The sequence below is a fragment of the Aphanothece stagnina RSMan2012 genome (genome assembly GCF_046764815.1).
In the GTDB taxonomy this organism is placed as follows: Bacteria; Cyanobacteriota; Cyanobacteriia; order PCC-6307; family Cyanobiaceae; genus NIES-981.
The window spans coordinates 52,415-77,323 of sequence record NZ_JBKOUC010000013.1; the positions used below are offsets into that span (position 1 = coordinate 52,415).

General features: G+C 69.1%; 29 protein-coding genes. 19 read left to right on the top strand and 10 right to left on the bottom strand.

Going from position 1 to position 24,909, the window contains the following annotated elements; all coding sequences use genetic code 11:
* Nucleotides 1-5 precede the first annotated feature (5 nt).
* Genes pgeF through ACLNEE_RS10130 form a run of 3 tightly spaced genes read right to left on the bottom strand, consistent with a single transcriptional unit; the run spans nt 6 to nt 3,146 of the window.
* Nucleotides 6-824 (bottom strand): peptidoglycan editing factor PgeF, encoded by an 819-nt coding sequence (pgeF, locus tag ACLNEE_RS10120; RefSeq protein ID WP_411423752.1) that lies wholly within the window; start codon nt 822-824, stop codon nt 6-8.
* Nucleotides 817-1,725, bottom strand: coding sequence for a Tab2 family RNA-binding protein (locus ACLNEE_RS10125; protein ID WP_411423751.1), 909 nt, complete (start codon nt 1,723-1,725; stop codon nt 817-819). Before ACLNEE_RS10125 ends, pgeF begins: the two co-directional genes overlap by 8 nt.
* Complete coding sequence (locus ACLNEE_RS10130; protein WP_411423750.1) at nt 1,722-3,146, bottom strand: S1 RNA-binding domain-containing protein; 1,425 nt, start codon at nt 3,144-3,146, stop codon at nt 1,722-1,724. Before ACLNEE_RS10130 ends, ACLNEE_RS10125 begins: the two co-directional genes overlap by 4 nt.
* A gap of 12 nt (nt 3,147-3,158) precedes the next feature.
* Between ACLNEE_RS10130 and ACLNEE_RS10135 the strand changes: the two genes are divergently transcribed.
* From ACLNEE_RS10135 to folE, 6 genes are read left to right on the top strand one after another with little or no spacing between them, the layout of a single operon-like run.
* Nucleotides 3,159-3,887, top strand: a complete 729-nt coding sequence (locus ACLNEE_RS10135; protein WP_412007051.1) for a creatininase family protein — start codon at nt 3,159-3,161, stop codon at nt 3,885-3,887.
* 40 nt (nt 3,888-3,927) lie between these two features.
* On the top strand, nt 3,928-4,665 hold the full coding sequence (locus ACLNEE_RS10140) for an aldehyde oxygenase (deformylating) (RefSeq protein ID WP_411423748.1): 738 nt from the start codon (nt 3,928-3,930) through the stop codon (nt 4,663-4,665).
* Nucleotides 4,666-4,724: 59 nt separating this feature from the next.
* A complete protein-coding gene (locus ACLNEE_RS10145) occupies nt 4,725-5,774 on the top strand; it encodes a long-chain acyl-[acyl-carrier-protein] reductase (RefSeq protein WP_411423747.1) in 1,050 nt (349 codons plus the stop codon).
* A 39-nt stretch (nt 5,775-5,813) separates the two neighbouring features.
* A complete protein-coding gene (locus tag ACLNEE_RS10150; protein WP_411423746.1) occupies nt 5,814-6,803 on the top strand; it encodes an acetyl-CoA carboxylase carboxyltransferase subunit alpha in 990 nt (329 codons plus the stop codon).
* Nucleotides 6,804-6,849: 46 nt separating this feature from the next.
* The gene (locus ACLNEE_RS10155; RefSeq protein ID WP_411423745.1) at nt 6,850-7,560 is read left to right on the top strand and encodes an SDR family oxidoreductase; all 711 of its coding nucleotides are present in this window, start codon (nt 6,850-6,852) and stop codon (nt 7,558-7,560) included.
* An 8-nt stretch (nt 7,561-7,568) separates the two neighbouring features.
* Nucleotides 7,569-8,312: a GTP cyclohydrolase I gene (gene folE / locus ACLNEE_RS10160; protein WP_411423744.1), complete on the top strand. Its 744-nt coding sequence runs from the start codon at nt 7,569-7,571 to the stop codon at nt 8,310-8,312.
* 48 nt (nt 8,313-8,360) lie between these two features.
* On the opposite strand, the gene ACLNEE_RS10165 is transcribed toward folE, so the two are convergent.
* Nucleotides 8,361-8,873, bottom strand: a complete 513-nt coding sequence (locus ACLNEE_RS10165; protein WP_411423743.1) for a hypothetical protein — start codon at nt 8,871-8,873, stop codon at nt 8,361-8,363.
* Nucleotides 8,874-8,915: 42 nt separating this feature from the next.
* Nucleotides 8,916-9,578 (bottom strand): phosphoribosylanthranilate isomerase, encoded by a 663-nt coding sequence (locus ACLNEE_RS10170; RefSeq protein WP_411423742.1) that lies wholly within the window; start codon nt 9,576-9,578, stop codon nt 8,916-8,918.
* A 79-nt stretch (nt 9,579-9,657) separates the two neighbouring features.
* On the opposite strand from ACLNEE_RS10170, the gene ACLNEE_RS10175 reads away from it, so the two are divergent.
* Nucleotides 9,658-10,932 carry a site-2 protease family protein gene (locus ACLNEE_RS10175; protein WP_412007052.1) on the top strand — a complete coding sequence of 425 codons (1,275 nt, stop codon included), beginning with the start codon at nt 9,658-9,660 and terminating at the stop codon, nt 10,930-10,932.
* Here the strand turns inward: ACLNEE_RS10175 and ACLNEE_RS10180 are convergent.
* Nucleotides 10,830-11,654, bottom strand: coding sequence for a lipoate--protein ligase family protein (locus ACLNEE_RS10180; RefSeq protein ID WP_411423740.1), 825 nt, complete (start codon nt 11,652-11,654; stop codon nt 10,830-10,832). The genes ACLNEE_RS10175 and ACLNEE_RS10180 overlap by 103 nt on opposite strands.
* A 12-nt stretch (nt 11,655-11,666) precedes the next feature.
* Between ACLNEE_RS10180 and ACLNEE_RS10185 the strand changes: the two genes are divergently transcribed.
* Entirely contained in the window at nt 11,667-12,434 is a 768-nt protein-coding gene (locus ACLNEE_RS10185; RefSeq protein ID WP_411423739.1) for a TSUP family transporter, read from the top strand.
* On the opposite strand, the gene ACLNEE_RS10190 is transcribed toward ACLNEE_RS10185, so the two are convergent.
* Nucleotides 12,431-12,952: a CRR6 family NdhI maturation factor gene (locus ACLNEE_RS10190; protein WP_411423738.1), complete on the bottom strand. Its 522-nt coding sequence runs from the start codon at nt 12,950-12,952 to the stop codon at nt 12,431-12,433. The two genes, ACLNEE_RS10185 and ACLNEE_RS10190, sit on opposite strands and share 4 nt — an antisense overlap.
* Before the next feature lie 88 nt (nt 12,953-13,040).
* On the opposite strand from ACLNEE_RS10190, the gene psaM reads away from it, so the two are divergent.
* Nucleotides 13,041-13,145 carry a photosystem I reaction center subunit XII gene (gene psaM / locus ACLNEE_RS10195; RefSeq protein WP_411423737.1) on the top strand — a complete coding sequence of 35 codons (105 nt, stop codon included), beginning with the start codon at nt 13,041-13,043 and terminating at the stop codon, nt 13,143-13,145.
* 118 nt (nt 13,146-13,263) lie between these two features.
* On the opposite strand, the gene ACLNEE_RS10200 is transcribed toward psaM, so the two are convergent.
* On the bottom strand, nt 13,264-13,440 hold the full coding sequence (locus ACLNEE_RS10200; RefSeq protein WP_412007053.1) for a hypothetical protein: 177 nt from the start codon (nt 13,438-13,440) through the stop codon (nt 13,264-13,266).
* Between ACLNEE_RS10200 and ACLNEE_RS10205 the strand changes: the two genes are divergently transcribed.
* Nucleotides 13,418-13,789 (top strand): hypothetical protein, encoded by a 372-nt coding sequence (locus ACLNEE_RS10205; RefSeq protein WP_412007054.1) that lies wholly within the window; start codon nt 13,418-13,420, stop codon nt 13,787-13,789. The genes ACLNEE_RS10200 and ACLNEE_RS10205 overlap by 23 nt on opposite strands.
* Nucleotides 13,790-13,840: 51 nt before the next feature.
* Nucleotides 13,841-14,827: a protochlorophyllide reductase gene (locus ACLNEE_RS10210; RefSeq protein ID WP_411423735.1), complete on the top strand. Its 987-nt coding sequence runs from the start codon at nt 13,841-13,843 to the stop codon at nt 14,825-14,827.
* Between the two features lie 107 nt (nt 14,828-14,934).
* Here ACLNEE_RS10210 and ACLNEE_RS10215 read toward each other — a convergent pair whose 3' ends face one another.
* The gene (locus ACLNEE_RS10215; protein ID WP_412007055.1) at nt 14,935-15,438 is read right to left on the bottom strand and encodes a hypothetical protein; all 504 of its coding nucleotides are present in this window, start codon (nt 15,436-15,438) and stop codon (nt 14,935-14,937) included.
* A gap of 312 nt (nt 15,439-15,750) precedes the next feature.
* Between ACLNEE_RS10215 and ACLNEE_RS10220 the strand changes: the two genes are divergently transcribed.
* On the top strand, nt 15,751-16,569 hold the full coding sequence (locus ACLNEE_RS10220; protein ID WP_412007056.1) for a hypothetical protein: 819 nt from the start codon (nt 15,751-15,753) through the stop codon (nt 16,567-16,569).
* Between the two features lie 105 nt (nt 16,570-16,674).
* Here the strand turns inward: ACLNEE_RS10220 and rdgB are convergent, their stop codons facing one another.
* Complete coding sequence (gene rdgB / locus ACLNEE_RS10225; RefSeq protein ID WP_412007057.1) at nt 16,675-17,253, bottom strand: RdgB/HAM1 family non-canonical purine NTP pyrophosphatase; 579 nt, start codon at nt 17,251-17,253, stop codon at nt 16,675-16,677.
* 459 nt (nt 17,254-17,712) lie between these two features.
* On the opposite strand from rdgB, the gene ACLNEE_RS10230 reads away from it, so the two are divergent.
* The 7 genes from ACLNEE_RS10230 to ACLNEE_RS10260 all read left to right on the top strand — a co-directional run bounded on the left by ACLNEE_RS10230 (nt 17,713) and on the right by ACLNEE_RS10260 (nt 24,898).
* Complete coding sequence (locus ACLNEE_RS10230) at nt 17,713-18,027, top strand: BMC domain-containing protein (protein ID WP_006909739.1); 315 nt, start codon at nt 17,713-17,715, stop codon at nt 18,025-18,027.
* A 63-nt stretch (nt 18,028-18,090) separates the two neighbouring features.
* Entirely contained in the window at nt 18,091-19,503 is a 1,413-nt protein-coding gene (locus tag ACLNEE_RS10235; RefSeq protein WP_411424343.1) for a form I ribulose bisphosphate carboxylase large subunit, read from the top strand.
* A 97-nt stretch (nt 19,504-19,600) separates the two neighbouring features.
* Complete coding sequence (locus ACLNEE_RS10240) at nt 19,601-19,942, top strand: ribulose bisphosphate carboxylase small subunit (RefSeq protein ID WP_411424344.1); 342 nt, start codon at nt 19,601-19,603, stop codon at nt 19,940-19,942.
* A gap of 206 nt (nt 19,943-20,148) precedes the next feature.
* Nucleotides 20,149-22,599 (top strand): carboxysome assembly protein CsoS2, encoded by a 2,451-nt coding sequence (gene csoS2 / locus ACLNEE_RS10245; RefSeq protein ID WP_411424345.1) that lies wholly within the window; start codon nt 20,149-20,151, stop codon nt 22,597-22,599.
* 7 nt (nt 22,600-22,606) lie between these two features.
* The gene (locus ACLNEE_RS10250; RefSeq protein ID WP_412007058.1) at nt 22,607-24,349 is read left to right on the top strand and encodes a carboxysome shell carbonic anhydrase; all 1,743 of its coding nucleotides are present in this window, start codon (nt 22,607-22,609) and stop codon (nt 24,347-24,349) included.
* Nucleotide 24,350: 1 nt separating this feature from the next.
* Nucleotides 24,351-24,647 (top strand): carboxysome peptide A, encoded by a 297-nt coding sequence (locus tag ACLNEE_RS10255; protein WP_411424347.1) that lies wholly within the window; start codon nt 24,351-24,353, stop codon nt 24,645-24,647.
* An 8-nt stretch (nt 24,648-24,655) separates the two neighbouring features.
* The gene (locus ACLNEE_RS10260; RefSeq protein WP_412007059.1) at nt 24,656-24,898 is read left to right on the top strand and encodes a carboxysome peptide B; all 243 of its coding nucleotides are present in this window, start codon (nt 24,656-24,658) and stop codon (nt 24,896-24,898) included.
* Nucleotides 24,899-24,909 lie beyond the last annotated feature (11 nt).

Below are 24,909 nucleotides of genomic sequence, written 5' to 3' on the forward strand. Positions count from 1 at the left end.
TCAGCTCAGGCCTGGGCGACGATGCCGCTCCACTGAACGGCCCTGACCTGGTCACGGCGCCAGGAGTGGAACAGTTCCTGCTCAGCCACGGTGCAGAGGGGGCAGACGGCGATCCGTTCGGCCGGGATGCCACAGCGTTCGAGTTGATGCCGGCTGGCCGCCCGGATGTCGAGGCGGTCCCGACCCGGTTGCGGATCCTCGGCAAGGGCACCGCAGGCCCGCAGGCTGGCGAGGGTGGACTCCGGCCCAGACTCCGGGGGCGGGGTGGCGTGCAGGGCGGCGCCCACCTGGAGGCTGACCTCACGGCAGACCTGGTAGCGCTCCCCGGCGACGGCAGGGCCAAGGGCCACCAGCAGATCGGTCCGGCGGCTGCCGGCAGCCTCCAGGCGCTCAATGGCGGCGGGCAGGATTCGGGCGGCCACACCCCGCCAGCCGGCATGGCATGCCGCCACGGCACCCCGGCGGGGGTCGGCGAGCAGCACCGGGGTGCAGTCGGCGCCGCAGACCCAGAGGCTCTGGCCGCCATCGTCGCTCACCAGCCCATCACCCGCAGGCCAGGGATCGACCACAGCCTCTCCAGCCGGCAGCACATCCGCGCCATGGACCTGCTGAAGGCGATGCACGCTCACCCCGGCACTGAGGTAGCCCGCGAGCACCTCGGGCTCGCGGCCCTGCCACTGGCGGGTGAAGAAACCATGCTCGAACCCGTCCAGCAGATCGCACTGGAGGTAGTAGCCGCCGTAACAACCAACCCAGGTCCAGCCCGGCAGGGCGTTGAAGCCGACGTCGGGACGGTCGAAGGGGGCCGGAACCGCCTCAGCCATCCGGCAGGTCCCGCAGCAGCCAGAACCCCTCGAAGCGTTGATCGCTCTGACGAGACTGCACGGCGATGAACTGGAGACCGCCGGCGCGCTCACGAGCCGCCCGAAAGGCCTCCAGGGCAGCCTCGGCTTCCTCCTCCGGCAGGGTGGCGAGCAGCCAGCGATCCTCCAGACCAGCCTCCAGCACGAGTTGGGGGCCGACGATCTCCAGGCGCACAGGCTCGAGCCCGGCCAGCCAGCCGGCGAGGGCCAGGGCCCGGCTGGCACTGAACAGGCGCAGCCCCGGCACGGACGCCTCGGGATCGGCCACCGCAGGGACAGGGACCAGCCCGGAGAAGCCGGTCTCCCAGCCGCTGGCACCGGCCAGGGCAGCGACCGGCAGGCTGGCCCAGGCCCAGCTGTCACCCCGGGCCGCCTCCGGCAGGGGAACGGGCACCGGACGGACCGCCTGGGGCGGGGGAGCGAGGGGACCGGCCATGTAGCCCTCCTCCAGGGGGTAGACGTCCCGCTCGCGCTGCTGCAACCAACCGACCAGGGCGTAGGTGCGGCGGCTGGGGATCAGCTCCAGGCCCAGGCCCTCGGCCGCCCGCTGCACCATGGTGCGCATCGAGGCACGCCAGCAGCGCAGCCGGCGCGGGGGCGCGTATCCCTCGGCATCCGCGGCGGCCAGGGCCTCCTCCAGGGACTCGCGCAACCAGAGCGAATTGACGCTGCCGGCAGGACAGGCCTTGGCCCAGCGAAATCCCTCCTGCTGGGAGCTCCCATCCTCCCCCACCGCGGGGGTGGAGCAGATCAGCAGCTCCCAGCGCTTCTTGCCATCCGGTTCGAGGATCGGGCGCGAGTAGTAATCGAGTTCCCAGTCGGGCCCGATGGCCTGGGCCTTGGCACTGCGGGCAGCCGTCATCCGGCGTTCTGCTCCTGCTGACGCAGCACCGAGCGGGCGCGGTTGGCCCGGTCTTCGGCCTCCTCCATCACCTTCTCCTTCGCGACCAGCAGTTCGCCAGGCTGGCCCTCCAGCAGGGCGGTGTTCAGGGCGATGCGGCCCCGGCCCGGATCGAGTTCGGTGATCAGAGCACGGACCCGCTCGCCCTGGCCGAAGGCTTCCCGCAGGTCGCGCAGCTGACCACCGGTCACGCAGCTGTGGTGGAGCAGACCGCTGATGCCCCCGAGATCGACGAAGAATCCGTAGGGCTTCACCGAGGCGACGACGCCCTCCACCAGCTGCCCCACCTCCAGTTCGGAGAAGCGGGCCGCCGTGGCCGCCTTCTTCTCGGAGAGGACGAGCTTACGGGTCTCGGGATTCACCTCCAGGAACGTGACGCCCAGGGTCTTGCCGACGAGGGCCTCATGGTTCTCGCCCTCCTGAAGCTGGGAGCGGGGAATGAAGCCCCGCAACCCCTCCAGATCACAGGTCACGCCACCGCGGTTGAAGCCGTTCACCTTGACCTGCACCACCTTGCCGTCCTTCTCCATGCCGCGGACCTTCTCCCAGCTCTGCCGCAGCGCCAGGGCGCGGGCACTGACGGTCACCATCCCCTCGGCGTTCTGCTCCCGCGTGACGAGCACCTCGACGCGGGTGCCGCGGGGGAAGCGCTCCTTGAGGTTGGTGATCACCCCCAGGCCCGCCTCCTTCTTGGGCATGAACCCCGGAGCCTTGCCCCCGATGTCCACGTAAACCCCATCACTTTCCACACCGACCACCTCACCGGTGACCACCTCACCGGTGGTGCCGACGAAATCCTGCTCATCGAGGGCCGCCAGGAAGGCCTGCTCATCGAAATCGAACTCATCGACACTGCGCGTGGGCTGGCTCGCCGCTGGCCTGGCTGTTCCCTGCTGACGTTTGCGGGTGGTGTCCGGGCCGAGCAGGTCCGCCATGGTGAGGCCCTCCAGGGACCCCATGTCGAAGAGCTCCTCGTCCGTGCGCCGGGGTGACGGCTGCGGGGAGCGGGGCGGCGGGGCGGCCGTGCCCGGAGCCACGGGAGCTTCCACCTGGGCGGAGGTGTCGGGCTGGATCTCGCCGGTCACGGGGGCTGCCGGCTCATCCTTCTTGATCATGAGCACCTGCGGAGGCTTGCGCAGCGGTGGGCCGGCCTGCGGGGATGGGCCGGCCTGGGGCCGCGGGCTGGCTGGGGGCCGCGGGCTGGCCGGGGGCACCGGCCGTGCCGACGGGGCGGGCGGTTGCTTGCCGGATCCGGCCATCTGCAGAGGTGCTGACAGCAGCACACTGTAGGGATCGGTTCCATCGCCCAGCCGCCTTCCATGGAGCGCCAGCACCACCTCATGGCCCTCCGATGGCCCCAGGTTCAGGAGGCTGCCTCCCACCCCGGCAGCACCGTGATCTGGCCCTGGGGGGCAGTGGAGCAGCACGGTCCCCAGCTGCCGCTGGGCACCGATGCCCTGTTCGCCGAGCGGGTGGTCGACGCCGTGCTGGCCCGCCTGCCCTCCGAGCGGCCGATCTGGCGCCTGCCCCTGCAGGCGGTGGGCTTCTCGCCGGAGCACCACGGATTTCCGGGCACCCTGAGCATCACGGCCGGTCAGCTGATCGACCTGGTGATGACCCTGGGCAGCCAGCTGGCGGAGGCCGGATTCCAGAGACTGGTGCTGCTCAACGGCCACGGCGGCCAGATCGCGCTGCTCCAGGCGGCAGCCCGCCAGCTGCGGGCCACCGCCCCGCGGATGGGGGTGCTGCCCTGTTTTCTCTGGAGCGGACCCGAGGGTTTGGCCGACCTGCTTCCCGAGCCCGAACGACGTGACGGACTCCACGCCGGACTGGCGGAAACCAGCCTGATGCTCCATCTGGCCCCGGAACTGGTGGGAAGCGACCGGCCGCGGGATGGCCTGGATGGCCCTCTCCCTCCCACCGGCTGGAGCCTGGAGCGGGAGGCCCCCTGCGCCTGGCTCACCCAGGACCTGAGCCGCTCGGGGGTGGTGGGCGACAGCCGCGGCGCCGAAGCGACGCTCGGAGAGCAGCTGTTCGAGCGGCTGGTGGACGGCTGGACCCGGCGGCTGGAGGCGCTGCTCGTCAGCGACTGGCCACCGAACGGTGCGGCTGAGCACCGGTGAAGGTGGTTACAGTCGCCCCATGACCTGTGCTGCGGCAACCATGGCGACCCTGGCCAACCCTGCTGTCACCGAACCCGCCGCGAACCCTGGCGCCGCCGGGTCTGAGGCGCTTCCCGATTTCAGCGCCGCCACCTACAAGGATGCCTACAGCCGCATCAACGCCATCGTGATCGAGGGCGAGCAGGAAGCCCACGACAACTACATCGCCCTCGGCACCCTCATCCCCGAGCAGGCCGACGAGCTCGCCAGGCTGGCCCGCATGGAGCTCAAGCACATGAAGGGCTTCACCGCCTGTGCCAACAATCTGGGGGTGACCGCCGACATGCCCTTCGCCAAGGAGTTCTTCTCCCCACTCCACGGCAACTTCCAGAAGGCCCTGGCCGAAGGCAAGGTGACCACCTGCCTGCTGATTCAGGCGATCCTGATCGAGGCGTTTGCGATCTCGGCCTACCACATCTACATCCCCGTGGCGGATCCCTTCGCCCGCAAGATCACCGAAGGCGTGGTCAAGGACGAATACACCCATCTGAACTATGGCCAGGAGTGGCTCAAGGCCAACCTGGACAACGTGCGCGAAGAGCTGGAGCAGGCCAACCGCGAGAACCTCCCCCTGGTGCGGCGGATGCTGGAGCAGGTGGCCGACGATGCCGCTGTCCTGCACATGGACAAGGAAGATCTGATGGCCGATTTCCTCAGCTCCTACCAGGAAGCCCTGCTAGACATCGGCTTCACGGGCCGCGAAATCGCCAAGCTGGCGGCGGCCGCTCTGGTCGGCTGACAGGCGCCCCAGCCAACCGTGGGAGGATGTAGCGTCCGCGACATCCTCCGGGTTTCCGCATGTTCGGCCTGATCGGTCACTCCACCAGCTTCGAGGAGGCCAGAGCCAAGGCCCGCTCCCTCGGCTACGACGAGTACGCCGACGGGGACCTGGACATGTGGTGCGCCGCCCCGCCCCAGTTGGTGGAGAAGGTGCAGGTGACCAGCCGCACCGGCAAGACCATCCAGGGGGCCTACATCGACTCGGTCTTCGTGCCCGAGATGCTCCGCCGTTTCAAGACGGCCAAGCGCAAGGTGCTGAAGGCCATGGAACTGGCCCAGCGGTCCGGCATCGACATCACGGCCCTGGGGGGCTTCACCTCGATCATCTTCGAGGACATGAACCTGTTGCGCGAGGAGCGGGTCAGTGCCGTGCAGCTGGACTGGCAGCGTTTCACGACCGGCAACACCCACACCGCCTGGGTCGTCTGTCAGCAGGTGGAGGAGAACGCCCCGAAGCTGGGCATCGACCTGGCCCAGGCCCGGGTGGCCGTGGTGGGAGCCAGCGGTGACATCGGCAGCGCCGTGTGCCGCTGGATGCAGCGGCGTGGCGTTGGCGAACTGCTGCTGGTGGCCCGCCGCCCCCAGCCCCTGGTGGATCTCCAGACCAGCCTGGGGGAGGGTCGGATTCTTGACCTCGACGAGGCCCTGCGCGAAGCGGATGTGGTGGTCTGGGTGGCCAGCCTGCCCCAGAGCCTCCAGATCGACACCGCCTCCCTGAGGAAGCCATGCCTGATGATTGACGGCGGCTATCCCAAGAACCTCGACAGCAAGGCCGCGGCCGACGGCGTGCATGTGCTGAAGGGCGGCATCGTGGAGTTCTGGCAGGACATCGGCTGGCAGATGATGGAAGTGGCGGAAATGGCCAAGCCCCAGCGCCAGATGTTTGCCTGTTTCGCCGAAGCGATGATCCTCGACTTCGAGGACATCCACACGAATTTCAGCTGGGGACGCAACAACATCACCCTGGCCCTGATGGATCAGATCGGTGAGGCCTCACGCCGCCACGGCTTCCAGGCCCTCGGGCTGGAGCCGGCGACCTCCCAGGCCCACGCGATGGCGGTGGCCTGATCCTCCTCTCCCCCCTTACACCCTGCCCCTCCGCCGCCCATGGCCCGTCGTGCCCTGCTGGACTTTGAGAAGCCCCTGGTCGAGCTGGAGGACCAGATCGAGCAGATCCGTCAGCTGGCGCGCGACTCGGAAGTGGATGTGAGCCAGCAACTGCTCCAGCTGGAAAGCCTTGCCACGCGTCGACGCACCGAAATCTTCGAGTCCCTCACGCCGGCCCAGAAGATTCAGGTCGCCCGTCACCCCCAGCGCCCGAGCACCCTGGATTACATCCAGCTGATCAGTGACGAGTTCATCGAACTGCATGGGGATCGACGTGGTTCCGATGATCGCGCCATGGTGGGCGGGATCGGCCGCATCGGTGAAACCAACGTCGTGATGCTCGGTCACCAGAAGGGGCGGGACACCAAGGAGAATGTGGCCCGGAACTTCGGAATGGCCTCCCCCGGCGGTTACCGCAAGGCCATGCGCTTGATGGAGCATGCCGACCGCTTCCGGCTGCCGATCATCAGCTTCATCGACACCCCCGGGGCCTACGCGGGGGTGCTGGCCGAAGAGCAGGGTCAGGGGGAGGCGATCGCCGTCAATCTCCGTGAGATGTTCCGTCTGCGGGTCCCGATCCTGGCGACCGTGATCGGCGAAGGGGGATCCGGTGGTGCCCTCGGCATCGGTGTCGCCGATCGGTTGCTGATGTTTGAGCACAGCGTCTACACGGTGGCATCGCCGGAGGCCTGCGCTTCGATCCTGTGGCGTGATGCGGCCAAGGGTCCCGTGGCGGCGGAGGCTCTCAAGATCACCGGCGCCGACCTGCTGAAGCTGGGCATCGTCGACCTGGTGCTGCGCGAGCCCTCCGGCGGCAACCACTGGGCCCCGCTGCAGGCCGCCGAAGCGCTCAAGGCGGCCCTGCTGCAGCAGCTTCAGGAGCTGGCGCCGCTCAGCGAGCGGGAGCTGCAGGATCAGCGCTATGCCAAGTTCCGCCGCATGGGGCAGTTCCTGGAGCCGGGCGCCCCAGATCCCTCCACGAACCTTTAAGGTTCACAATGGACCTCGTTCCAGCCTGTTTCCTGCACTGCGCCGTTTGCCTGCCGTTCTGATCACTGGAGCCTCGCGGGGCATCGGCGCAGCAGCGGCCCGACGGTTTGCCCAGGCAGGGTTCGATCTCCTGCTGGTCGCCAGGGCCTCCACAGCCCTCGAGGAGCTGGCAAGCGACCTGGGGACTGGTGAACGTCGGGTGGAGACGGCCGGGCTCGACCTGACCGCCCCCGCCGGGATCGGGCCTGCCCTCGAGGACCTGCTCTCCCGGGGCCTGGAACCGCAGGTGGTGATCAACAATGCCGGCATGGCCTACACCGGCGCCCTGGCGGAGATGCCGCTGGAGCGCTGGCAGCAGCTGATGCAGCTGAATCTCACAGCCGTGTTCCAGATCTGCCAGGCAGTCCTGCCCCTGCTGCGCAGGCGCGGCGGGGGGCACATCATCAACGTGAGCAGCCATGCGGCGCACCAGGCGTTCCCCGACTGGGGGGCTTACTGCGTCAGCAAAGCCGCGCTGGTCTCGCTGAGCCGATGCCTGGCCGCTGAAGAGCGCAGCCACGGGATTCGGGTCAGCACGCTCACTCTTGGTGCGGTGAATACACCACTGTGGGACAGCGAAACCGTCCACAGTTCATTCGACCGGCGTGCCATGCTTGACCCTGAGCGGGCCTCCGAAGCCCTGCTGTACCTGGCCCAACAGCCCGCCACCCAGGTGGTGGAAGATCTCACTCTCATGCCGGCCGCCGGCGCGCTCTGAGCCTCTCCATGACCTCCACGCTTCCTTCCAGCTTCAGTCCTGCCGGGTCCGCCCCCGATGCAGCTCCCCTGCCGGTGAGCCTGCGCCTCCGCGACCGGCTCGAAAAGGCCGGTGTGTCGTTCCTCGCCAACGACAACATCGCCGAGCACCTGCTGGATGGTGAGCTGGATCAGCTGGAGATCGAAGTGGCGGGCAAGGTGCGGGAGCTGCTGCGCAGCCTGGTCATTGATATCGACAACGACCACAACACCGAGGAAACGGCCGAGCGGGTCGCCCGGATGTACCTGCATGAGGTGTTCAAGGGCCGCTACCACCATCAGCCGAAGATCGCCAGCTTTCCGAACGTCAAGAAGCTCGACGAGATCTACACCGTTGGGCCCATTTCCGTGCGCTCCGCCTGCTCCCACCACCTGGTTCCCATCCTTGGCAACTGCTGGATCGGCATCAAGCCTGGGGACCAGGTGATCGGCCTTTCGAAGTTCTCCAGGGTGGCCGACTGGGTGTTCTCCCGCCCCCACATTCAGGAAGAGGCCGTAATGATTCTGGCCGACGAAATCGAGCGGCTCTGCAAGCCTCAGGGACTGGCGATTCTCGTCAAGGCTCAGCACTACTGCATGAAGTGGCGCGGCGTGAAAGAACCCCAGACCAGCATGGTCAACTCAATCGTGCGAGGAGACTTCCGCCACGATCCAAGCCTGAAATCCGAATTCTTCGAACTGGTGAAGCAACAGGAAGCCCTGCTCTCCACCTGACGCTCTGCATCTGAACGCTCTGCATCTGACGCAGCCGACGCTCCGGCCTCATCGCCCGATCGGTCCAACAGGGGGGCTGACCTGCCGGCGGCTGCCCGTCCCCGCTCCAGTCGCCGTCGCGACCACCACCATCAACTGACTGCCCACATCCGCGCTGCGGAGGTTGTAGGAGGGTCCTGAGGCCCCAGCGATCAGCAGCCAGTGGCTGGAGCCCGGCAGGAGCCGATACCAGTGGAACGCCGAGGGCGGCAACGCGGCCAGCAGCGTGCCGGTCGCCCTGACGCTGAGCAGGGATCCCTCCGTCAGCTCACCCTCCACCACGAGCGACTCCAGGCCGTCGATCGTCTGCTGCACGCCCGATTCGAGCTCAAGGGTTCCGGAGATCTCCCGGCGCAGGGCGCGGATCTGGGCCTGGGGATCGGCACTGACCCCCGGCACACAGGAGAGCTGGCCCTCCACCAGCGCGCAGCCGACGAGATCCTGAGCCCTGGCGCTCGCGCCGGCCATCCCCAGAGCCAGGGCCGTCAACAGCGCAGGCAGGAAGCGAGCCCGTGGAGTCATGGTGCGTCAGCTGATCGGCCAATCCTGCCTTGGCCAAGGCGATCAGCCCTGGACGCGCGCCGCCGCGCGCACCGCCTCAACCAGGGCGGCGACCCGGGCCAGGTCCTTGTCCCCTGGGGCCCGCTCCACGCCGCTCGAGGCGTCGAGCCCCGTGGGGCTGACGCGCTCCAGCACCTCGGCCACCCGCTCCGGCGCCATGCCCCCGGCGAGCCACCAGGGCCGCGGCGGGATCCAGCCCTCCAGCCACTCGAGGGGAATGCGGTGGCCGGTGCCGCCCAGCTGATCGGGGACCCAGGCATCGAGCACCAGGGCATCCACGTGGTCGCCGTAGAGCTGGGCCCGGCTGAGGTCGTCGGGCGAGCGGATGCGCAGGGCCTTCCACACCGTGCAGCCCAGGCGCTGACGCAGCTCCCGGCAGCGCTCGGGCGTCTCGCCACCGTGGAGCTGAACCACCCGATGTCCCCGCTCAGGCCGCAACGCCGGCAGGTCGTCATCACCGGGATCCGCCACCACGAGGACCCCGGCGCACGGCGGGGCCACGGCGGCGATCGCCTCGAACAGCGCCGGGCGCAGCTCAGGAGGCACATGGCGCGGGGAGGAGGGGACGCCGATCACACCGATGGCCTCCACCCCCAGCCGGGCCACCGCAGCTGCCTGCTGAGGATTCCGCAACCCGCAGATCTTGAGCTGGGTCGACGAGGCCATGCCGGGCGGGCGGAGAGGGGGCTTTCTAGGATCAGCTCCATCATCAGCCGGTGCGCAGCCGGCCCGGGAGAGCGACGACGTGGGTGAGGGATGGCAGCTGCTGAAGATCCGCGGCATCCCCCTGCGCATCCATCCCAGCTGGTTCGTGATCCTGCTGGTGGCCACCGCCGCCTTCCAGCAGCACTACGCCCTCAGCCTCAAGGGGGGGGAGCTGGGGGAGGGGGCCATCTGGGCCCTGGGACTGGCCACGGCCCTGCTTCTGTTCGTGTCCGTCCTGCTGCACGAGCTCGGACACTCCCTGGTCGCCCTGAGCCAGGGGGTGAAGGTGCGCAGCATCACGCTGTTCCTGCTGGGGGGTGTGGCCAGCGTCGAGCGGGAATGCAGCACAGCGATCGGCGCCCTGATGGTCGCCGCGGCTGGTCCGGCCGTCAGCCTGCTGCTCGGGGGGGGGCTGCTGGCCAGCACCCATGCGGCCGCCCATCTGGCCCCCTGGCTCGGGGCGATGGTGGCGGAGCTCGGCACCCTGAACATGGTGCTGGCCCTGTTCAATCTGCTGCCGGGGCTGCCCCTCGACGGGGGCCTGATCGTCAAGGCGCTGGTGTGGCAGGCCAGCGGCAGCCAGCGGCGAGGCACCGAAGTGGCGAATGGCTGCGGCCGCTTTCTGGCCTACCTGGCCATAGGGCTGGGGGCGGTCCTGCTGCTGCGGGGAGGGGGCATCGGGGGAGCCTGGCTGATGCTGCTGGGTTGGTTCGGCCTGGGGGCCGTCCGCAATCAGCAGCAGGTGCTGATCCTGCAGAACGCCCTGAACACCCTGCAGGTGAAGGACGCGGCCGCCCGACGCTTCCGGGTGCTCGAAGCGAGCGCCACCCTGCGGGACATCAGCCGGATCCGCCTCAACGACGAGAGTCCCGTGGGTGCGGCCGACTGGCTGCTGGTCTGCGATCGGGGTCGCTGGAAGGGGGTCATCGATGATCAGGCCCTCCAGCAGGTCCCGGTGCAGCGCTGGGACACCGATCGGCTCGGCGACCATCTCCAGCCCCTGGCGAGCCTGCCGGCGATCAGCGAGTCGGCGCCGCTCTGGCAGGCGGTGCAGCTCCTGGAGGACGGGCAGAACGTGCGCCTGCTGGTGCTCAGCCCCGCAGGCCTGCCCAGCGGCACCCTGGAGCGCCCCGACCTGGGCGAGGCCGTGCTCCAGAAGCTGGGCCTGAAGCTGCCGGCCCCCCTGCTCGAGGCGGCGCGGCGACAGAACACCTACCCGCTGGGACTGGCCCTGCCGATGGTGGTCCGCGGCATGGTCTCCGCGGGCGAAGCCCATCCCCGCGTGGCGACGGCCCGCCCGGACCCGGGCCGCTGAGCGTCCAGGCCTGCGGCGATCGCCGCCAGCTCCGCCGCCCGCAACGGCTCCGGCTGAGCCTGCAGCGGAAAGGGCAGGGCCCTCCGGGCCGCGGCGAGGAGCTCGGTTTCCAGGTCCTGGCCCTCCAGCGGCAGAGGACGCAACCGCGGGGCAGGATCACCGAAGACCTTCTCCCAGAGCTCCGCCGAGGGGGCCAGCAGGATGGAGCCATGCTGGAGCAGACGGCCCCGGCGCCAGAGCTGGGCGCTGCCGATGCGCTTGGCCCCGTCGCTCTCCACCAGATCGGCGGCGGTGCTGAGGGCGAAGCAGCTGGGGTTGGAGGGGACGGCCCGCTGGGACCCGAAGCTCAGCGGATGGCCCAGCCGCTCGAAGGCCTGCTGCAGCCACCGGCAGGCTGTCCCATAGGCCTCCACCCGGGAGGCCGGCGGAGTCGGCCAGACCAGGGCATAGGTGAGGTCGCCGCCATGCAGCACGGCCCGCCCGCCGCTGGGCCGTCGCACCACATCGATCACCCCGGCGCGGGCCAGCTCACCCCAGTGGGGCGGCAGGGCGTGCTGATGCTGACCCAGGGAGAGGGTGGGCCGCTGCCAGCGGTACAGCCGGAAGGCCGGACGGCCCTGATCCAGCAACCAGCTGTCGATCGCCATCTGCCAGCCCCCCCCGAGACGGCAGGTGGGCAGCCAGCGGGCCGGAGCGATGGGGGATGCTGGGGCGCTGGCCATCTCCCCAGCCTGATGCCTGCCCCGCTGGAGCTGCTGCCCTTCCTGCCCCTGGGGCTGGTGGCCGGCCTCCTCTCGGGGCTGCTGGGGATCGGCGGTGGGCTGGTGTTCTCGCCCCTGCTGCTGCTGATGGGACTGGAGCCGCACCAGGCGCTTGCCACCAGCACCCTGGCGATCGTGCCCACCACCCTGGGCGGCACCTGGGCCCATGTGCGCAGCCGCAGCCTGCCCGGCAGGGGGGCGCTGGCCATCGCCCTGGGCGCGGGGCTGGCCGGGGCAGCCTGCAGCCGGATCGGCTTCAGCCTGCCGGGCTGGCTGCTGCTGACGCTGCAGGCGCTGATGTACGCGCTGCTGGCCCTGCTGATCCGCCCCCGAGACGCTGCCCTGCCGGCCGGCCCGGCACCCTCCTGGGCGGCCCTGGGTGGCGTCGGTGGCGTCGCCGGACTGGCCAGCGGCATGCTGGGGGTCGGGGGCGGCCTGGTCATGGTGCCCCTGCTGGTGCAGGGGCTCGGAGTGGCCGTGCACCTGGCGATCCGGTTCAGCACCCTGGCCGTGCTGACCTCCGCGGCGATGGCCTCGCTGACGTTCCTGGCGGATGGACGGGCCATCTGGCCGATCGGCCTGGCGCTCGGCGCCACGGCGGCCCTGGCGGCCCAGTGGTCTGCCCGGCGCCTCAACAGGGTCGGGGAGGGGCGACTGGTCTGGATGCTGCGCGGCCTGACCGTGATCCTGGCGATCGACAGCGGTCGCCGGGCCTTCGGCCTGGTGTCGCCGGGGCTCTAGCGGGGGAGGCTCACGCCGGGGCCGAGGGAATCCCAGAAGGCGGCATCGACCTCCAGACCCAGGACAGCCGCCATCTGCACCAACCCCTGGCGGCAGTTGAGCTGCCGGCTGCTGGCCCAGTCGTCCAGCAGGAACAGCCGGTGGGTGATCCAGAGCTCGAGGGCCTCCGGGGCGAAACGGATGCCCTCCCCACGGCTGAAGCCATGGGGCAGAAGCATGGCGACATGGCGGGTGAGCTGGCCCGTGCTGCGTTCGATCAGCAGGGGAAGCCAGGGCAGGACGGCGTCGGCGCGCAGACACCAGAGCCGCACCTCGGGAATCTCCGAGAGCTCCCGGGGATCGTCATCGGCCCGCGGCCAGTCCAGGCTGATCTCCAGCGTGCCCGTGAACGTCAGCAGCTGCTCCGGCGCCAGCGCCGCCCAGGCCGCCAGGGGGGAGAGATCCAGGCTGCCGATCGCCGTGGAGCTCACCAGCACGGGAGCGGGACTGGGGTTGCCGGCCAGCGGGGTGTTGGGCATCAAGAGCTGTGACAGCAGGGCGTGCGGGGCTGGACCGTAGCGAGGCCACGGCAAAGAATGGTGCCGTTGTGTGCATGGACCTTCCACCATGGTTTCGACCCTCAGCCAGGCCCAGGTGCTGATCGCTCTCGTGGTGGCCGCCCACGCCGGCGTGCTGGCCGTGCGTCTCTGCTTCAGCCTCTACAAGGCCTGATCGCCGGGCCGGGATTCCGGCCGATGGCCCGCCGCCCTTGGCAGCCAGCCGTCGGCCCGCTAGAAGCGATCAACAACCAAGCCCCTCCACCGTTGGCAATCCCCTCCCGGCCAGCCACTCAGTCCCGATCGGTGACGGGACGCCCTGCCGCCCCCAGCCCCGCCCGGGCCCCGGCTCCCCCCGCAAGGCCGGTGGAGCCATCCAGGCATCCCTGGCCCGCATCGAGCCAGGCGGCCAGGCCGGACAGCACAGCGGCTCCGCTGCCGTCGCCGATGCGCGAACCGCTGCTGGTCACCGGGTCCGCCGCCAACCTCTCCGTGGAGCGGCGGGAGCTGATCTGCAGCGTCATCGGCCTCACCGTCAAGACCGGGCTGGCCATCGTGGCCGGGGTCAGCCTGACCCGCCTCGCCATCGCCTACCAGGACCGCATGGAGCGTCAGGGAGAGCTGGCGGCCGTGCTCCAGATCGAGGAGGCCAAGCTCGGCAAGGCCCGCGAGCGCTTCGACCAGCTGTTCTCGGTCGAAGGGGAGCAGCGTCTGCTCCGCGAGCAGAACCAGTGGATCGCCCCCAACCGCCTGAGGGTGGTGTGGCAACCGACAGGAACGTCGCCAAGCGTCCCGTTTCCGTCTGTTGAGCAGCGCTGATCAGCCTCCAGCAATCGAGGCCCCGCTCCGTAGGTTGGGGCGCCTGCCCTGATGCCCAGCCCCATGGCCGATGCCGCTTCGCCAGGAACGGTCCTGATCACCGGCACCACCTCCGGAGTGGGGCTCAACGCCACCAAGGCCCTCGTGGAGCGCGGCTGGACCGTGGTGACCGCCAACCGGGACCCGGTGCGCGCCGCTGCCGCTGCCGAGACCCTCGGCATCGACGCCAGCCGACTCCATCACCTGCGGATCGACCTCGGTGACCTGGAGAGCGTCCGGGTCGGCGTGGAAACCCTGGTCTCCTCCCTGGCGCAGCCCCTCGATGCCCTGGTCATCAATGCGGCGGTGTACAAGCCGAGGCTCAAGCAACCGGAGCGCTCGCCCCAGGGCTTCGAGCTCTCGATGGCGACCAACCACCTGGGCCACTTCCTGCTGATCCAGCTGCTGCTGCCGGATCTGCAGCGCTCGAGCCACCCGTCCCGCCGGGTGGTGATCCTCGGCACCGTCACCGCCAATTCCAAGGAGCTGGGCGGCAAGATCCCGATTCCCGCCCCGGCCGATCTGGGCGACCTCTCGGGCTTCGCAGCCGGCTTCCAGGCACCGATCGCGATGGCGAGCGGCAAGCCCTTCAAGCCCGGCAAGGCCTATAAGGACAGCAAGCTCTGCAACATGATCACCACCCAGGAGCTGCACCGGCGCCTGCACAGGGAGACCGGAATCGTGTTCAGTTCGCTGTATCCCGGCTGTGTGGCGGACACCCCCCTGTTCCGCAACACGCCGAGGCTCTTCCAGAAGATCTTCCCCTGGTTCCAGAAGAACATCACCGGGGGCTACGTGACCCAGGCCCTGGCCGGCGAACGGGTGGCCCAGGTGGTGGCGGATCCCGAATTCGCCGTGTCCGGGGTGCACTGGAGCTGGGGCAACCGCCAGAAGCGGGGGGGCAAACAGTTCAGCCAGGAGCTCTCCGACAAGGCGAGCAACCCCGAAACCGCCCGCAAGGTATGGGAGCACTCCATGCAGCTGGTGGGCCTGGCCTGAGCCAGGCCCCGTCGGCTGGACGGAATGCGGGGCCGCGGATCGGCGTCTGAGAAAGCGTCTGAGAATCAGAGACAGTCGATCAGAGACGCTCCTTCAGAGAGGGTCCATCAGAGACGACGGCGGAAACCGTCGCCGAAGCTGCTGGACGCGCTGTCGGCCCTGCTGAGCTTCCACACATTGCGGCTGAGCCGCCTGGCCCTCAGACCGCCACGCTCCACCACCGCGGCTCCCGGCCGGGCACCGAGCAGGGCCGTGACCTCGGCGGTGCTCAGCGGTGCTCCCGTCTCCAGGGCCAGCTGCACCAGCTCGAGCCGTTGACGCAGGCCCGGGAGGTCGGCGCTGCCACCATCCTCAACCTCGTTCCAGATCCAGGGAAGGTCCTGGCCCGAGGCCGCCATCTTCTGCATCAGCCCGAGGCCGATGAAGGCCAGGGCCTGCTCGGGCTTGACCCCCTGAGCTGAGGCGGCCGCCATCCAGTCGCCCATCGCCGTACGCGGCTGGTCTCCCCGGGGGCTGGGATCGGCCTGATCGACCTGGGCCGAGGTTGCGGCCGAGGCTTTGGCAGAGGCTGCGGGGGAGGCGGTTGTGGAGGACGTGCTCTTGGGGGCCATGGACGTCGCATCAACGGTGCCCGGACGGTATCGGCTTCCGGGAGGCGGGCAAGCCCCTGGCAGGCCAGCCTCCCGGCCCTGCCAGGGGGCGGTGAGGGTAAAGTCAGCCCCACCGAGGCTCCAGGTGGCCGACAGGGCGCACCCCGGTCCCGAGCGGCTGGCTCAAGCGCCCCAAGCTCCAGCCCAACGCCGTCGGTTGCCCGGAAGCGTTCTGCAACCGCCCGCCCTGCCGACGAACCCAGCCCGGCCCCTTCAGTCCTCTCCCTCCACCCCTCTTCCCTCCACCACCGTCTGAGGAGTTCTGCCCTCCTGATGCCCTCCAGCCCGCTCAATCCAGACGATCGGGCCTTTCGGCAGCGGCGGACCTCCCGCATGGATGGGATTGCCACGGGCGCAGGACGCCTGATCACCGGCACGGCGGTGGATCCGGACAGCTCCGGGGCGAGCTGTGTGATCACCACCGACAGTGAGGGCACCCGGCTGGCACGCCAGTCCAGCCACGTGCAGTCGATCGAGCTGCGCACCTACGTCTTTCTCGACTCCCTGCAGCCCCAGCTGGCCGCCTACATGGGAACGGTGAGCCAGGGGTTCCTGCCGATTCCCGGGGACGCCTGCCTGTGGCTGGAAGTCTCCCCCGGCATGGCCGTGCATCGGGTGACCGACATCGCCCTCAAGGCGAGCACCGTGCGCCTCGGCCAGATGATCGTGGAGCGGGCCTTCGGGTCGCTGGCCCTCTACCACCGCGACCAGAGCAACGTGCTCCACTCCGGTGATGTGGTGCTCGAGGCCATCGCCAGCAGCGTCGAACAGCGCAGCCGCTGCGAAGTGAGCTGGACGGAGATCATCCGAGCGATCACGCCCGACCACGCGGTGCTGATCAACCGCCAGAACCGGCGCGGTTCGATGATCCAGGCCGGGATGAGCATGTTCATCCTGGAGACCGAACCGGCGGGCTACGTGCTGATCGCCGCCAACGAGGCCGAGAAGGCCTCCAACATCACCGTGGTCGACGTGAAGGCCGTCGGAGCCTTTGGCCGCCTCACCCTGGCGGGCCGGGAGGGGGACGTGGAGGAGGCGGCGGCGGCGGCCATGCGGGCCATCCACCACATCAACGCGTCGGCCAAGGGCTGAGAAGGGGCACCAACCCAGCGGCCGGCGGGGGCAGGAAGGGCCCCGGGAGCCCCAAGCAAGCGCTCAGGGGAGTCTCAAGCAAGCAAAAGCCCCCAGGGGAACTCTTCAGGCGACACCTAGTAGGGCCAGGAGCTCGGGGGCGAGCTGGCGGGCCGCCTTGCCTCGGCTGCCCAGCTTGCTCTTGAGGTGGTCCGGCATTTCGGCGTAGGAGCAGCCCGCCTCCCGCACGTAGAAGATTGCGTCGTAACCGGCGCCGTGCCCCTGGGGGCGCCGCAGGATCAGGCCGCGGCAGATCCCCTCGGACTCCAGAACGGTCTGCCCGGAGGGATCCGCCAGGGCCATGGCCGAACGGAAACTGGCCCCGCGGTAGAGGCTGTCGCCGAGTTCGTGGAGCAGCCGCTGGATCCGCTGGGCGTCGGTGGGGGCGTACCGAGCCGAATACAGACCTGGAGCCCCGCCAAGGGCATCCACCTCGATGCCGGAATCGTCGGCCAGGGCCCAGTGCCCGGTGCGTCGGGCTGCGGCCTCGGCCTTGAGCCGGGCATTGGCCGCGTAGGTGCTGCCCGTCTCCTCGACCGCCAGGTCACGGGGCTGGCTGACCACCTCGAGAGCGAGGCTGTCGAGCATGGCGCCGATCTGGGCGACCTTGTGGGGGTTGCCACTGGCGATCACCAGGGTCGGCAAGGGCAGGCAGGGCTCGCGACGGGCATTGTGTCGCAGCAGGGTTCCCGATCCGGAGGACCGCCGTCTGCGGGCAGCGGCACCCAGGCGAGGGGAGGGCTCGGTCGACGTTGAAGTGGGTCGGCGATCGGGGCTACCGAAAGGGGTGGAACCGGCCGGGTTGAACATTCCACCCCCAGGAGAAACTCCAGGGGTGCCGGTTCCGCGGCAAGGGTAGGGAGAACGGCGGACGGCCTCCACGACCCGGGCAGCCGCATCACCAAGCCCTGACAAGCAGGCCAAACGCCGGCCAGCACTGGAACGCCAAGCAAAAGCTAACGAAATGTGTTGCTCTGATCAGCTTCGCTTATCAGCGACGATGCAAACGGTGATGACCCAGCCGGGCCCAATCGCTTGACGGGGGGTTTCGCGACGGAGCATGGTTACCTCCGAACATTCCACCCCCTCCTCCAGGAGCAGGTAATGGCTAACGAAACCATGGGCATCGCCCTCGGCATGATCGAAACCCGCGGTCTGGTGCCCGCCATCGAAGCGGCGGACGCCATGACCAAGGCCGCCGAAGTGCGTCTGATCGCCCGCGAGTTCGTCGGCGGCGGCTACGTGACGGTGATGGTGCGCGGCGAGACCGGCGCTGTCAACGCTGCCGTCCGTGCTGGTGCCGACGCCTGCGAGCGGGTCGGTGACGGCCTGGTCGCCGCCCACATCATTGCCCGCCCCCACCGCGAAGTGGAGCCTGCTCTGAGCGGCAGCGCCGGTTTCGTGGGTTCCAAGGACTGAGGCCGATGAGCGCCTGAGGCGTTCCCCTCGTCTTTCCCTTACCGACCCAACCGGAGAATCTCCATGAGCAAGAAGTACGACGCCGGGGTCAAGGAGTACCGCGACACGTATTGGACTCCTGACTACGTCCCCCTCGACACCGACCTGCTGGCCTGCTTCAAGTGCACCGGCCAGGAAGGTGTGCCCAAGGAAGAAGTGGCTGCCGCCGTGGCCGCTGAATCTTCCACCGGCACCTGGTCCACCGTGTGGTCCGAGCTCCTCACCGACCTCGATTTCTACAAGGGCCGCTGCTACCGCATCGAAGACGTGCCCGGCGACAAGGAGTCGTTCTACGCCTTCATCGCCTACCCCCTCGACCTGTTTGAAGAGGGTTCCGTCACCAACGTGCTGACCTCCCTGGTCGGCAACGTGTTCGGCTTCAAGGCCCTGCGCCACCTGCGCCTGGAAGACATCCGCTTCCCGCTGGCCTTCATCAAGACCTGCATGGGTCCCCCGAACGGCATCCAGGTCGAGCGCGACCGGATGAACAAGTACGGCCGTCCCCTGCTGGGCTGCACCATCAAGCCGAAGCTCGGCCTGAGCGGCAAGAACTACGGCCGGGTGGTCTACGAATGCCTGCGTGGTGGTCTCGACTTCACCAAGGACGACGAGAACATCAACTCCCAGCCCTTCCAGCGCTGGCAGAACCGCTTCGAATTCGTGGCGGAAGCTGTGCAGCTGGCTCAGGAAGAAACCGGCGAGAAGAAGGGGCACTACCTCAACTGCACCGCCGCCACTCCTGAGGAGATGTACGAGCGGGCCGAGTTCGCCAAGGAACTGGGCCAGCCGATCATCATGCACGACTACATCACCGGTGGCTTCACGGCCAACACCGGCCTGGCGAAGTGGTGCCGCAAGAACGGCATGCTGCTCCACATCCACCGCGCCATGCACGCGGTGATCGACCGCCATCCCAAGCACGGCATCCACTTCCGGGTGCTGGCCAAGTGCCTGCGCCTCTCCGGTGGTGACCAGCTCCACACCGGCACCGTGGTGGGCAAGCTGGAAGGCGACCGCCAGACCACGCTCGGTTTCATCGACCAGCTGCGTGAATCGTTCGTGCCCGAAGACCGCAGCCGCGGCAACTTCTTCGATCAGGACTGGGCTTCGATGCCCGGCGTGTTCGCCGTGGCCTCCGGCGGCATCCACGTGTGGCACATGCCGGCCCTGGTGGCGATCTTCGGCGACGACTCGGTGCTCCAGTTCGGTGGTGGTACCCACGGTCACCCCTGGGGTTCGGCCGCTGGTGCTGCCGCCAACCGGGTGGCCCTGGAGGCCTGCGTCAAGGCCCGCAACGCCGGCCGTGAAATCGAGAAGGAGAGCCGCGACATCCTGATGGAAGCCGCCAAGCACAGCCCCGAGCTGGCGATCGCTCTCGAAACCTGGAAGGAAATCAAGTTCGAGTTCGACACCGTCGACAAGCTCGACGTCCAGTGATCGTGCACTGAGGGGATCGGCAGGAGGGCCTTGGCTCACCTGCCTCCCCACGTGATCGGCAACAGCCTTCATCCATCCCATCCATCTCAGGATCCCCATGCCCTTCAAGAGCACCGTGGGTGACTACCAAACAGTCGCCACCCTGGAGACCTTCGGCTTCCTCCCGCCGATGACCCAGGACGAGATCTATGACCAGATCGCCTACATCATTGCCCAGGGCTGGAGCCCGCTGATCGAGCACGTGCACCCCAGCCGCGCCATGGCGACCTACTGGTCGTACTGGAAGCTGCCCTTCTTCGGTGAGAAGGATCTCGGCGTGATCGTGAACGAACTCGAGGCCTGCCACCGCGCCTACCCCGACCACCACGTGCGCTTGGTGGGCTACGACGCCTACACCCAGAGCCAGGGTGCCTGCTTCGTGGTGTTCGAGGGCCGCTGAGCCCTTTCGGATCATCACCACCGGCGGTTCCTGAATCTTCCGGAACCGCTCCCCTCCCCCCGCAGGTCTGACCCCCTGGCGGTGAGCCAATCCGCTCACAGCCAGGGTTTCAGGCACTCCGAATCACGAACGCCCACAGACGTCATCTGTCGGCATCGCCTCAGGAACTGCGGCCTAACCACAGCGACCTTCGACGACGGGCGGACATGGCCAGCACATCCAGCCGGGAAGCAGCACTCGAGCGCCGCCGGGCTCTCACCAACGGCGGCAAGAAAGCCGCAGGCCGGTTCATCTCGAGCCCGAGCCGGGTGCGCACCGCCGCTGATGTGCGCCTGAGCCGCCCTGCTGGCGAGCCCACCGCCACCGCCGCCGCCGCTTCCTCAGCCACCACTGCCTCCGCCGCAGCCAGCCCCCCGGCCGCCGCGTCGCGAAGCCGCAGCAGCCTGAGCCTCAGCGCCCCATCCCCGAATCACCGCAGCGAGCCCAAGCGCGTGATCAACCGCAGCCGCGAGCTCGTGCTGGCACGCCGAGAAGCTCTCACCCAGAAGGGCAAGCGGGCTGACACCTCCCGCGACCGAACCCGCACCGACCTGGGCCGTGCGGTCACACGGGGCACCGGCTCCAGCGAGGCAGCCGCCACCCCCGCCAGCTCCGACAAGCCCTGCGGCTGCAAGGACCGTGAACGTGAAACCCCTTCCGCAGGCCGCAGGGCCAGCCGGGGCGACACGCTCAGCCTCAGCCTTGGGGACGCCCGCGGCGCCGCAGGCCGCAGCCAGGCAGGCCAGCGTCCGACCCATCGGAAGGTGCAGGCTCAACACAACCCCAGCCGGTCGCTGGTGCTGGCCCGCCGTGAGGCCCTCTCCAAGCGCGGCAAGTCCGCCAACGCCCCCACCAACACCACGGCCGCCTCGGTGGCGCGTCAGGGCAATCCCGACATCAGCACCCGCGATCTCGCCCGGAAGGTGCGGGAGCTCAAGGCCAAGGTGGGCAGCGCCGGATCCAGCCGCAGCGGCTGCAGCCGCCCCAGCGGCCCGAACCGCCATGGCGCCCGCCAGGCCGCAGCCGCCGATGCCCACTGGAAGGTGGGCACCAGTGAAACCAGTGCCGGTCAGGTGGTGACGGGCACCCAGGCGAACCGCTCGCCCAAGACCACGGGCAACGAGGCCGCCACCTGCCGCGCCATCACCGGCACGGAGTATCTGGGTGCCGAGGTGTTCCAGACCTTCTGCCAGAGCGAAGCCCCCAAACTCCAGCCCGCCAAGGTGCGTGTCACCGCCACCAGCCACGGCAACCGGGTCACCGGCAATGAGGTGGGACGCTCCGAGAAGGTGACGGGGGATGAGCCCGGTACCTGCAAGAACGTCACCGGTACCGAGTACGTGTCCGCCAACCAGTCGGCGAGCTACTGCGGCGGCACCAACCCAGCCCCCCGCAAGGTGGGTCGCAGCCAGACACTGGGCGGCCAACCCGTGTCCGGTGTGATGGTGGGCCGCTCCGAGCGGGTCACCGGCGACGAGCCGGGGTCCGGTCTCCAGCTCACGGGTGACCAGTACCTCGGGGCCGAACCGCCGGCCCCCGGTCGGGCCCCCACCAAGGTGGCCAGTCTCCAGACCCTGCGCGGCACAGGTATCACCGGAACCCATGTGGGCCGGAGCGAGCGGGTGACCGGCGATGAACCGGGCAGCTGCCGTCTGATCACCGGCGATGAGTACATCGGAACACAGCAGTACGCCGGCTTCTGCGGCACCAAGCCCCAGCCTGAAGCCCCCAAGGTGGGCTTCAGCATCACCAACCGGGCCCAGGTGGTGAGCGGCACCCGCACCGGCCGCAGCGACAAGGTGACCGGTGACGAGCCAGGCACCTGCAAGGCCGTGACCGGCACCCCCTACGCCGGCCTCGAGCAGGCCTCGGACCACTGCCCCACGCCCGCGGTGCGCAGCATCCGGGAGCGCACGCCGGTACGTGGCTCCAACCGCATGAGTGGCATCCAGCCCGGCATCGGCGGTGTGATGACCGGAGCCGAGCGCGGCGCCTGTGAAGCCGTCACCGGAACGCCCTATGTGGGGGCCGACCAGCAGGCCGCCGCCTGTGGCGCCGCCGGTGCCGGCGACGCCGATTTCCCCCAGCCGCTCGAGAGTGCGCCCTGGCAGCAGTTCAGTGTTCAGTCCCCCGCTCGCGCAGCGCAGATCGCCCGCCAGTCGAGATCCGGAGTCACCGGCAACAGCTACGAGCAGGGGGGGAGGATCACCGGCCCTTTTGACATGGCCGGTGACAAGGTGACCGGCACCGAGCAGTTCCGTTTCGATCGCCGCGGCCCTCAGCTCTCCCGCGGTCCCATCCAGACCAGCGTCATGTCCCCGGCGCCGGTGAGCGTCGATGAAGACGCCAGGCCCACCTCACGGGTCACGGGCGAAGGCATTTCAGCCGGCCTCAAGATCACCGGGGATGACTGGGACCGCGGCGAACGGGTCACCGGCACCGAAGGCAGTTCCGCCCGTCGTCGCAACCCCACCCGCGTGGGCCCGATGAGCGCGATGCCCGGCTACCAGCCCAAGCGCAACGAAGAGGTACCCGAACCGGTGAGCCGCGTCACCGGCTCCAGCGGCAACACCCAGGCCGGTTCCCTGATCACGGTCTCCGGCGGCGCACGAGGCTGATCAGCCCATGCCCCGTCGCACCCGAACCACCGCTCCCCAGCCGCTGGCCCCCACGGCACCGCGTCGCCGCCCGGTGATGGCCGAGGCCCAACCCGGCCCCGTCGATCCGGTCGGTGCCGCAGATCTCTCCGCAGCCGGCCCCGTGCTGCGAGGAACCCGAGCCCGGGCCGCCATGCAGGCGGCGATTCAGTCGGAGCGCTCCTTGAGCGCACCCGGAGCCCGGCCGATGGGTCGCCGCCGGGTGCTGCGGAGCGCGGCCGTGGCCCGACGCGACGAGCCAGGCACCCCGTCGCGGGCCGCAGCGTCCGCACCCCGGCAGCAGAGCCTGGCTGGGGCCGATGGCGGTGACCACCCCCTCACCGACAGCCGCGGCAACCTGGCCCTCCAGGCCTACGACACGGCTGTCAAGGACGCCTTCGATCGCATCGTCCCGGTGCTGAAGCATCTCTCGGCGGTGCAGCACGAGGATGACTTCGTCACCAAGGCCCAGGAGATCGCCCGGCGCGAGCTCGGGTTCGATCTGCCCCTGCCGATCCTGGAAACGGCCTGGGTCAGCCAGCTCGACATGCGCACCCTGTTCGCCTGGTGCGTCTTCCAGACCTACGAGCAGGTGAGCCAGGGCTTCTTCTGCCAGGACCCGCTCGAGGGTCAACCCGGCAGCCCCTCGGCCGAAGCGTTCAACAGCTTCCTGCTCGCCTGCGGGTTCCACCTGCTGGACATCACCCCCTGCGCCGATGGCCGCCTGGCCCATGCCATCGCCTTCTCCTTGCGACTGCCCTTCAGCTCGGTGCGCCGCCGGCCCCATGCCGGTGCGCTGTTCGATGTGGAGAACACCGTCAACCGCTGGGTCAAGACCGAACACCTCCGCTACCGCGAGGCCCAGCCCAACCCGGCCCACGCCGACACCCGCTACCTCAAGGTGGTGCTGTACCACTTCAGCTCCCGTGATCCCCAGCACGAGGGCTGTGCGGCCCATGGCAGCAACGACGCCCTGGCAGCCTCCTGCGGCCTGAGCCGACTGCAGGATTTCCAGCAGGCGGTGGAGAACAGCTTCTGCTGCGGCGCCTCGGTGGATCTCCTGCTGATCGGCATCGACACCGACACGGATGCGATCCGGGTCCACGTGCCCGGCATGGACGGCAGCACCAACCTGGAGCGCTGGCTCGATGCCCAGGAGGTCTATGCCACCACCCGCCGGCTCGGCGCCGCCGAGGCGCGCGAGCGGATCACCGAGATGGTGCGGCAGGCGGCGGCTTCCGCACCGGATCCGGGCATGGTGACGCTGGTGGCCCGGCTGCTCGAGCACAACCTCTCCCAGATCGACTACGTGCGCCGGTTCCATGGCGGCTCCTACAGCGATGCGGGCCATGCGGAGCGGTTCATCGGTGTGGGCATCGGCTTCAAGGAGATCCACCTGCGCAATCTCACCTACTTCGCCTACATGGACACCGTGGAGGAGGGGGCAGCCGACCTCGACGTGGGGGTGAAGATCTTCACCGGCCTCAATGTCTCCCGCGGCCTGCCGGTCCCGGTGGTGGTGCGCTTCGATTACCACGGCCAGGTGCCCGGCGCCCGCGAACGGGCCGTGCGCCACTGCCAGCGGGTCCAGGCGGCGATCGAGAACCGCTACGCCGAGCTGTTCCAGCAGGGCCTGCTCCATGCCCTGCTCACCGTGCGGGACCAGGATCGCCACACCCCGCCCGAAGCGGTAGGTTCCACGATCACCTTCGCGACCGGAGGAGGGCACTGAGATGCTGATCTGCAAGGTGGTGAAGCCGCTGGTCTCGACCAACCGGATCCCGGACTTCGAACACAAGCATCTGCAGGTCGTGCTGGATGGCAGCACCCAGAAGGTGGCCGTCGATGCCGTGGGCTGCATCCCGGGCGACTGGGTCATCTGTGTGGGAAGCTCGGCCGCCAGGGAAGCGGCGGGCAGCAAGTCCTATCCCAGTGATCTGACCATCGTGGGAATCATCGACCACTGGGATCCCGACGCCGGCAAGCAGGTTCCACCGTCCCAGAGCCCCAGGGCCGGAGGTGGCAGCTGATGGAGATCATGCAGGTCACCGGCTCCCTGATCTGCACCCAGCGGGTCAGCGGCCTGATGCACTGGAACCTCAGGGTTCTGCGCAGTGTCAAGGGCAAACTGAGCGTCGCGGTCGACCCGGTCGGAGCTTCACCCGGCAACTGGGTGTTCACCGCCAGTGGGTCCGCCGCCCGCTTCGCCTGCGGTGACCCTGAAACCCACACCGATCTCACCATCGGAGGAATCATCGATTTCTGGGAACCCGATGGCTGACTGACCCCCTC

Bases quoted from the DNA above. Each gene is read 5' to 3' on its own strand.
- pgeF (WP_411423752.1), bottom strand. From the start codon at position 824: ATGGCTGAGGCGGTTCCGGCCCCCTTCGACCGTCCCGACGTCGGCTTC.
- ACLNEE_RS10125 (WP_411423751.1), bottom strand. From the start codon at position 1,725: ATGACGGCTGCCCGCAGTGCCAAGGCCCAGGCCATCGGGCCCGACTGG.
- ACLNEE_RS10140 (WP_411423748.1), top strand. From the start codon at position 3,928: ATGGCGACCCTGGCCAACCCTGCTGTCACCGAACCCGCCGCGAACCCT.
- ACLNEE_RS10145 (WP_411423747.1), top strand. From the start codon at position 4,725: ATGTTCGGCCTGATCGGTCACTCCACCAGCTTCGAGGAGGCCAGAGCC.
- ACLNEE_RS10150 (WP_411423746.1), top strand. From the start codon at position 5,814: ATGGCCCGTCGTGCCCTGCTGGACTTTGAGAAGCCCCTGGTCGAGCTG.
- folE (WP_411423744.1), top strand. From the start codon at position 7,569: ATGACCTCCACGCTTCCTTCCAGCTTCAGTCCTGCCGGGTCCGCCCCC.
- ACLNEE_RS10165 (WP_411423743.1), bottom strand. From the start codon at position 8,873: ATGACTCCACGGGCTCGCTTCCTGCCTGCGCTGTTGACGGCCCTGGCT.
- ACLNEE_RS10170 (WP_411423742.1), bottom strand. From the start codon at position 9,578: ATGGCCTCGTCGACCCAGCTCAAGATCTGCGGGTTGCGGAATCCTCAG.
- ACLNEE_RS10180 (WP_411423740.1), bottom strand. From the start codon at position 11,654: ATGGCCAGCGCCCCAGCATCCCCCATCGCTCCGGCCCGCTGGCTGCCC.
- ACLNEE_RS10185 (WP_411423739.1), top strand. From the start codon at position 11,667: ATGCCTGCCCCGCTGGAGCTGCTGCCCTTCCTGCCCCTGGGGCTGGTG.
- ACLNEE_RS10190 (WP_411423738.1), bottom strand. From the start codon at position 12,952: ATGCCCAACACCCCGCTGGCCGGCAACCCCAGTCCCGCTCCCGTGCTG.
- psaM (WP_411423737.1), top strand. From the start codon at position 13,041: ATGGTTTCGACCCTCAGCCAGGCCCAGGTGCTGATCGCTCTCGTGGTG.
- ACLNEE_RS10205 (WP_412007054.1), top strand. From the start codon at position 13,418: ATGCGCGAACCGCTGCTGGTCACCGGGTCCGCCGCCAACCTCTCCGTG.
- ACLNEE_RS10210 (WP_411423735.1), top strand. From the start codon at position 13,841: ATGCCCAGCCCCATGGCCGATGCCGCTTCGCCAGGAACGGTCCTGATC.
- ACLNEE_RS10215 (WP_412007055.1), bottom strand. From the start codon at position 15,438: ATGGCCCCCAAGAGCACGTCCTCCACAACCGCCTCCCCCGCAGCCTCT.
- ACLNEE_RS10220 (WP_412007056.1), top strand. From the start codon at position 15,751: ATGCCCTCCAGCCCGCTCAATCCAGACGATCGGGCCTTTCGGCAGCGG.
- ACLNEE_RS10230 (WP_006909739.1), top strand. From the start codon at position 17,713: ATGGCTAACGAAACCATGGGCATCGCCCTCGGCATGATCGAAACCCGC.
- ACLNEE_RS10235 (WP_411424343.1), top strand. From the start codon at position 18,091: ATGAGCAAGAAGTACGACGCCGGGGTCAAGGAGTACCGCGACACGTAT.
- ACLNEE_RS10240 (WP_411424344.1), top strand. From the start codon at position 19,601: ATGCCCTTCAAGAGCACCGTGGGTGACTACCAAACAGTCGCCACCCTG.
- csoS2 (WP_411424345.1), top strand. From the start codon at position 20,149: ATGGCCAGCACATCCAGCCGGGAAGCAGCACTCGAGCGCCGCCGGGCT.
- ACLNEE_RS10250 (WP_412007058.1), top strand. From the start codon at position 22,607: ATGCCCCGTCGCACCCGAACCACCGCTCCCCAGCCGCTGGCCCCCACG.
- ACLNEE_RS10255 (WP_411424347.1), top strand. From the start codon at position 24,351: ATGCTGATCTGCAAGGTGGTGAAGCCGCTGGTCTCGACCAACCGGATC.
- ACLNEE_RS10260 (WP_412007059.1), top strand. From the start codon at position 24,656: ATGCAGGTCACCGGCTCCCTGATCTGCACCCAGCGGGTCAGCGGCCTG.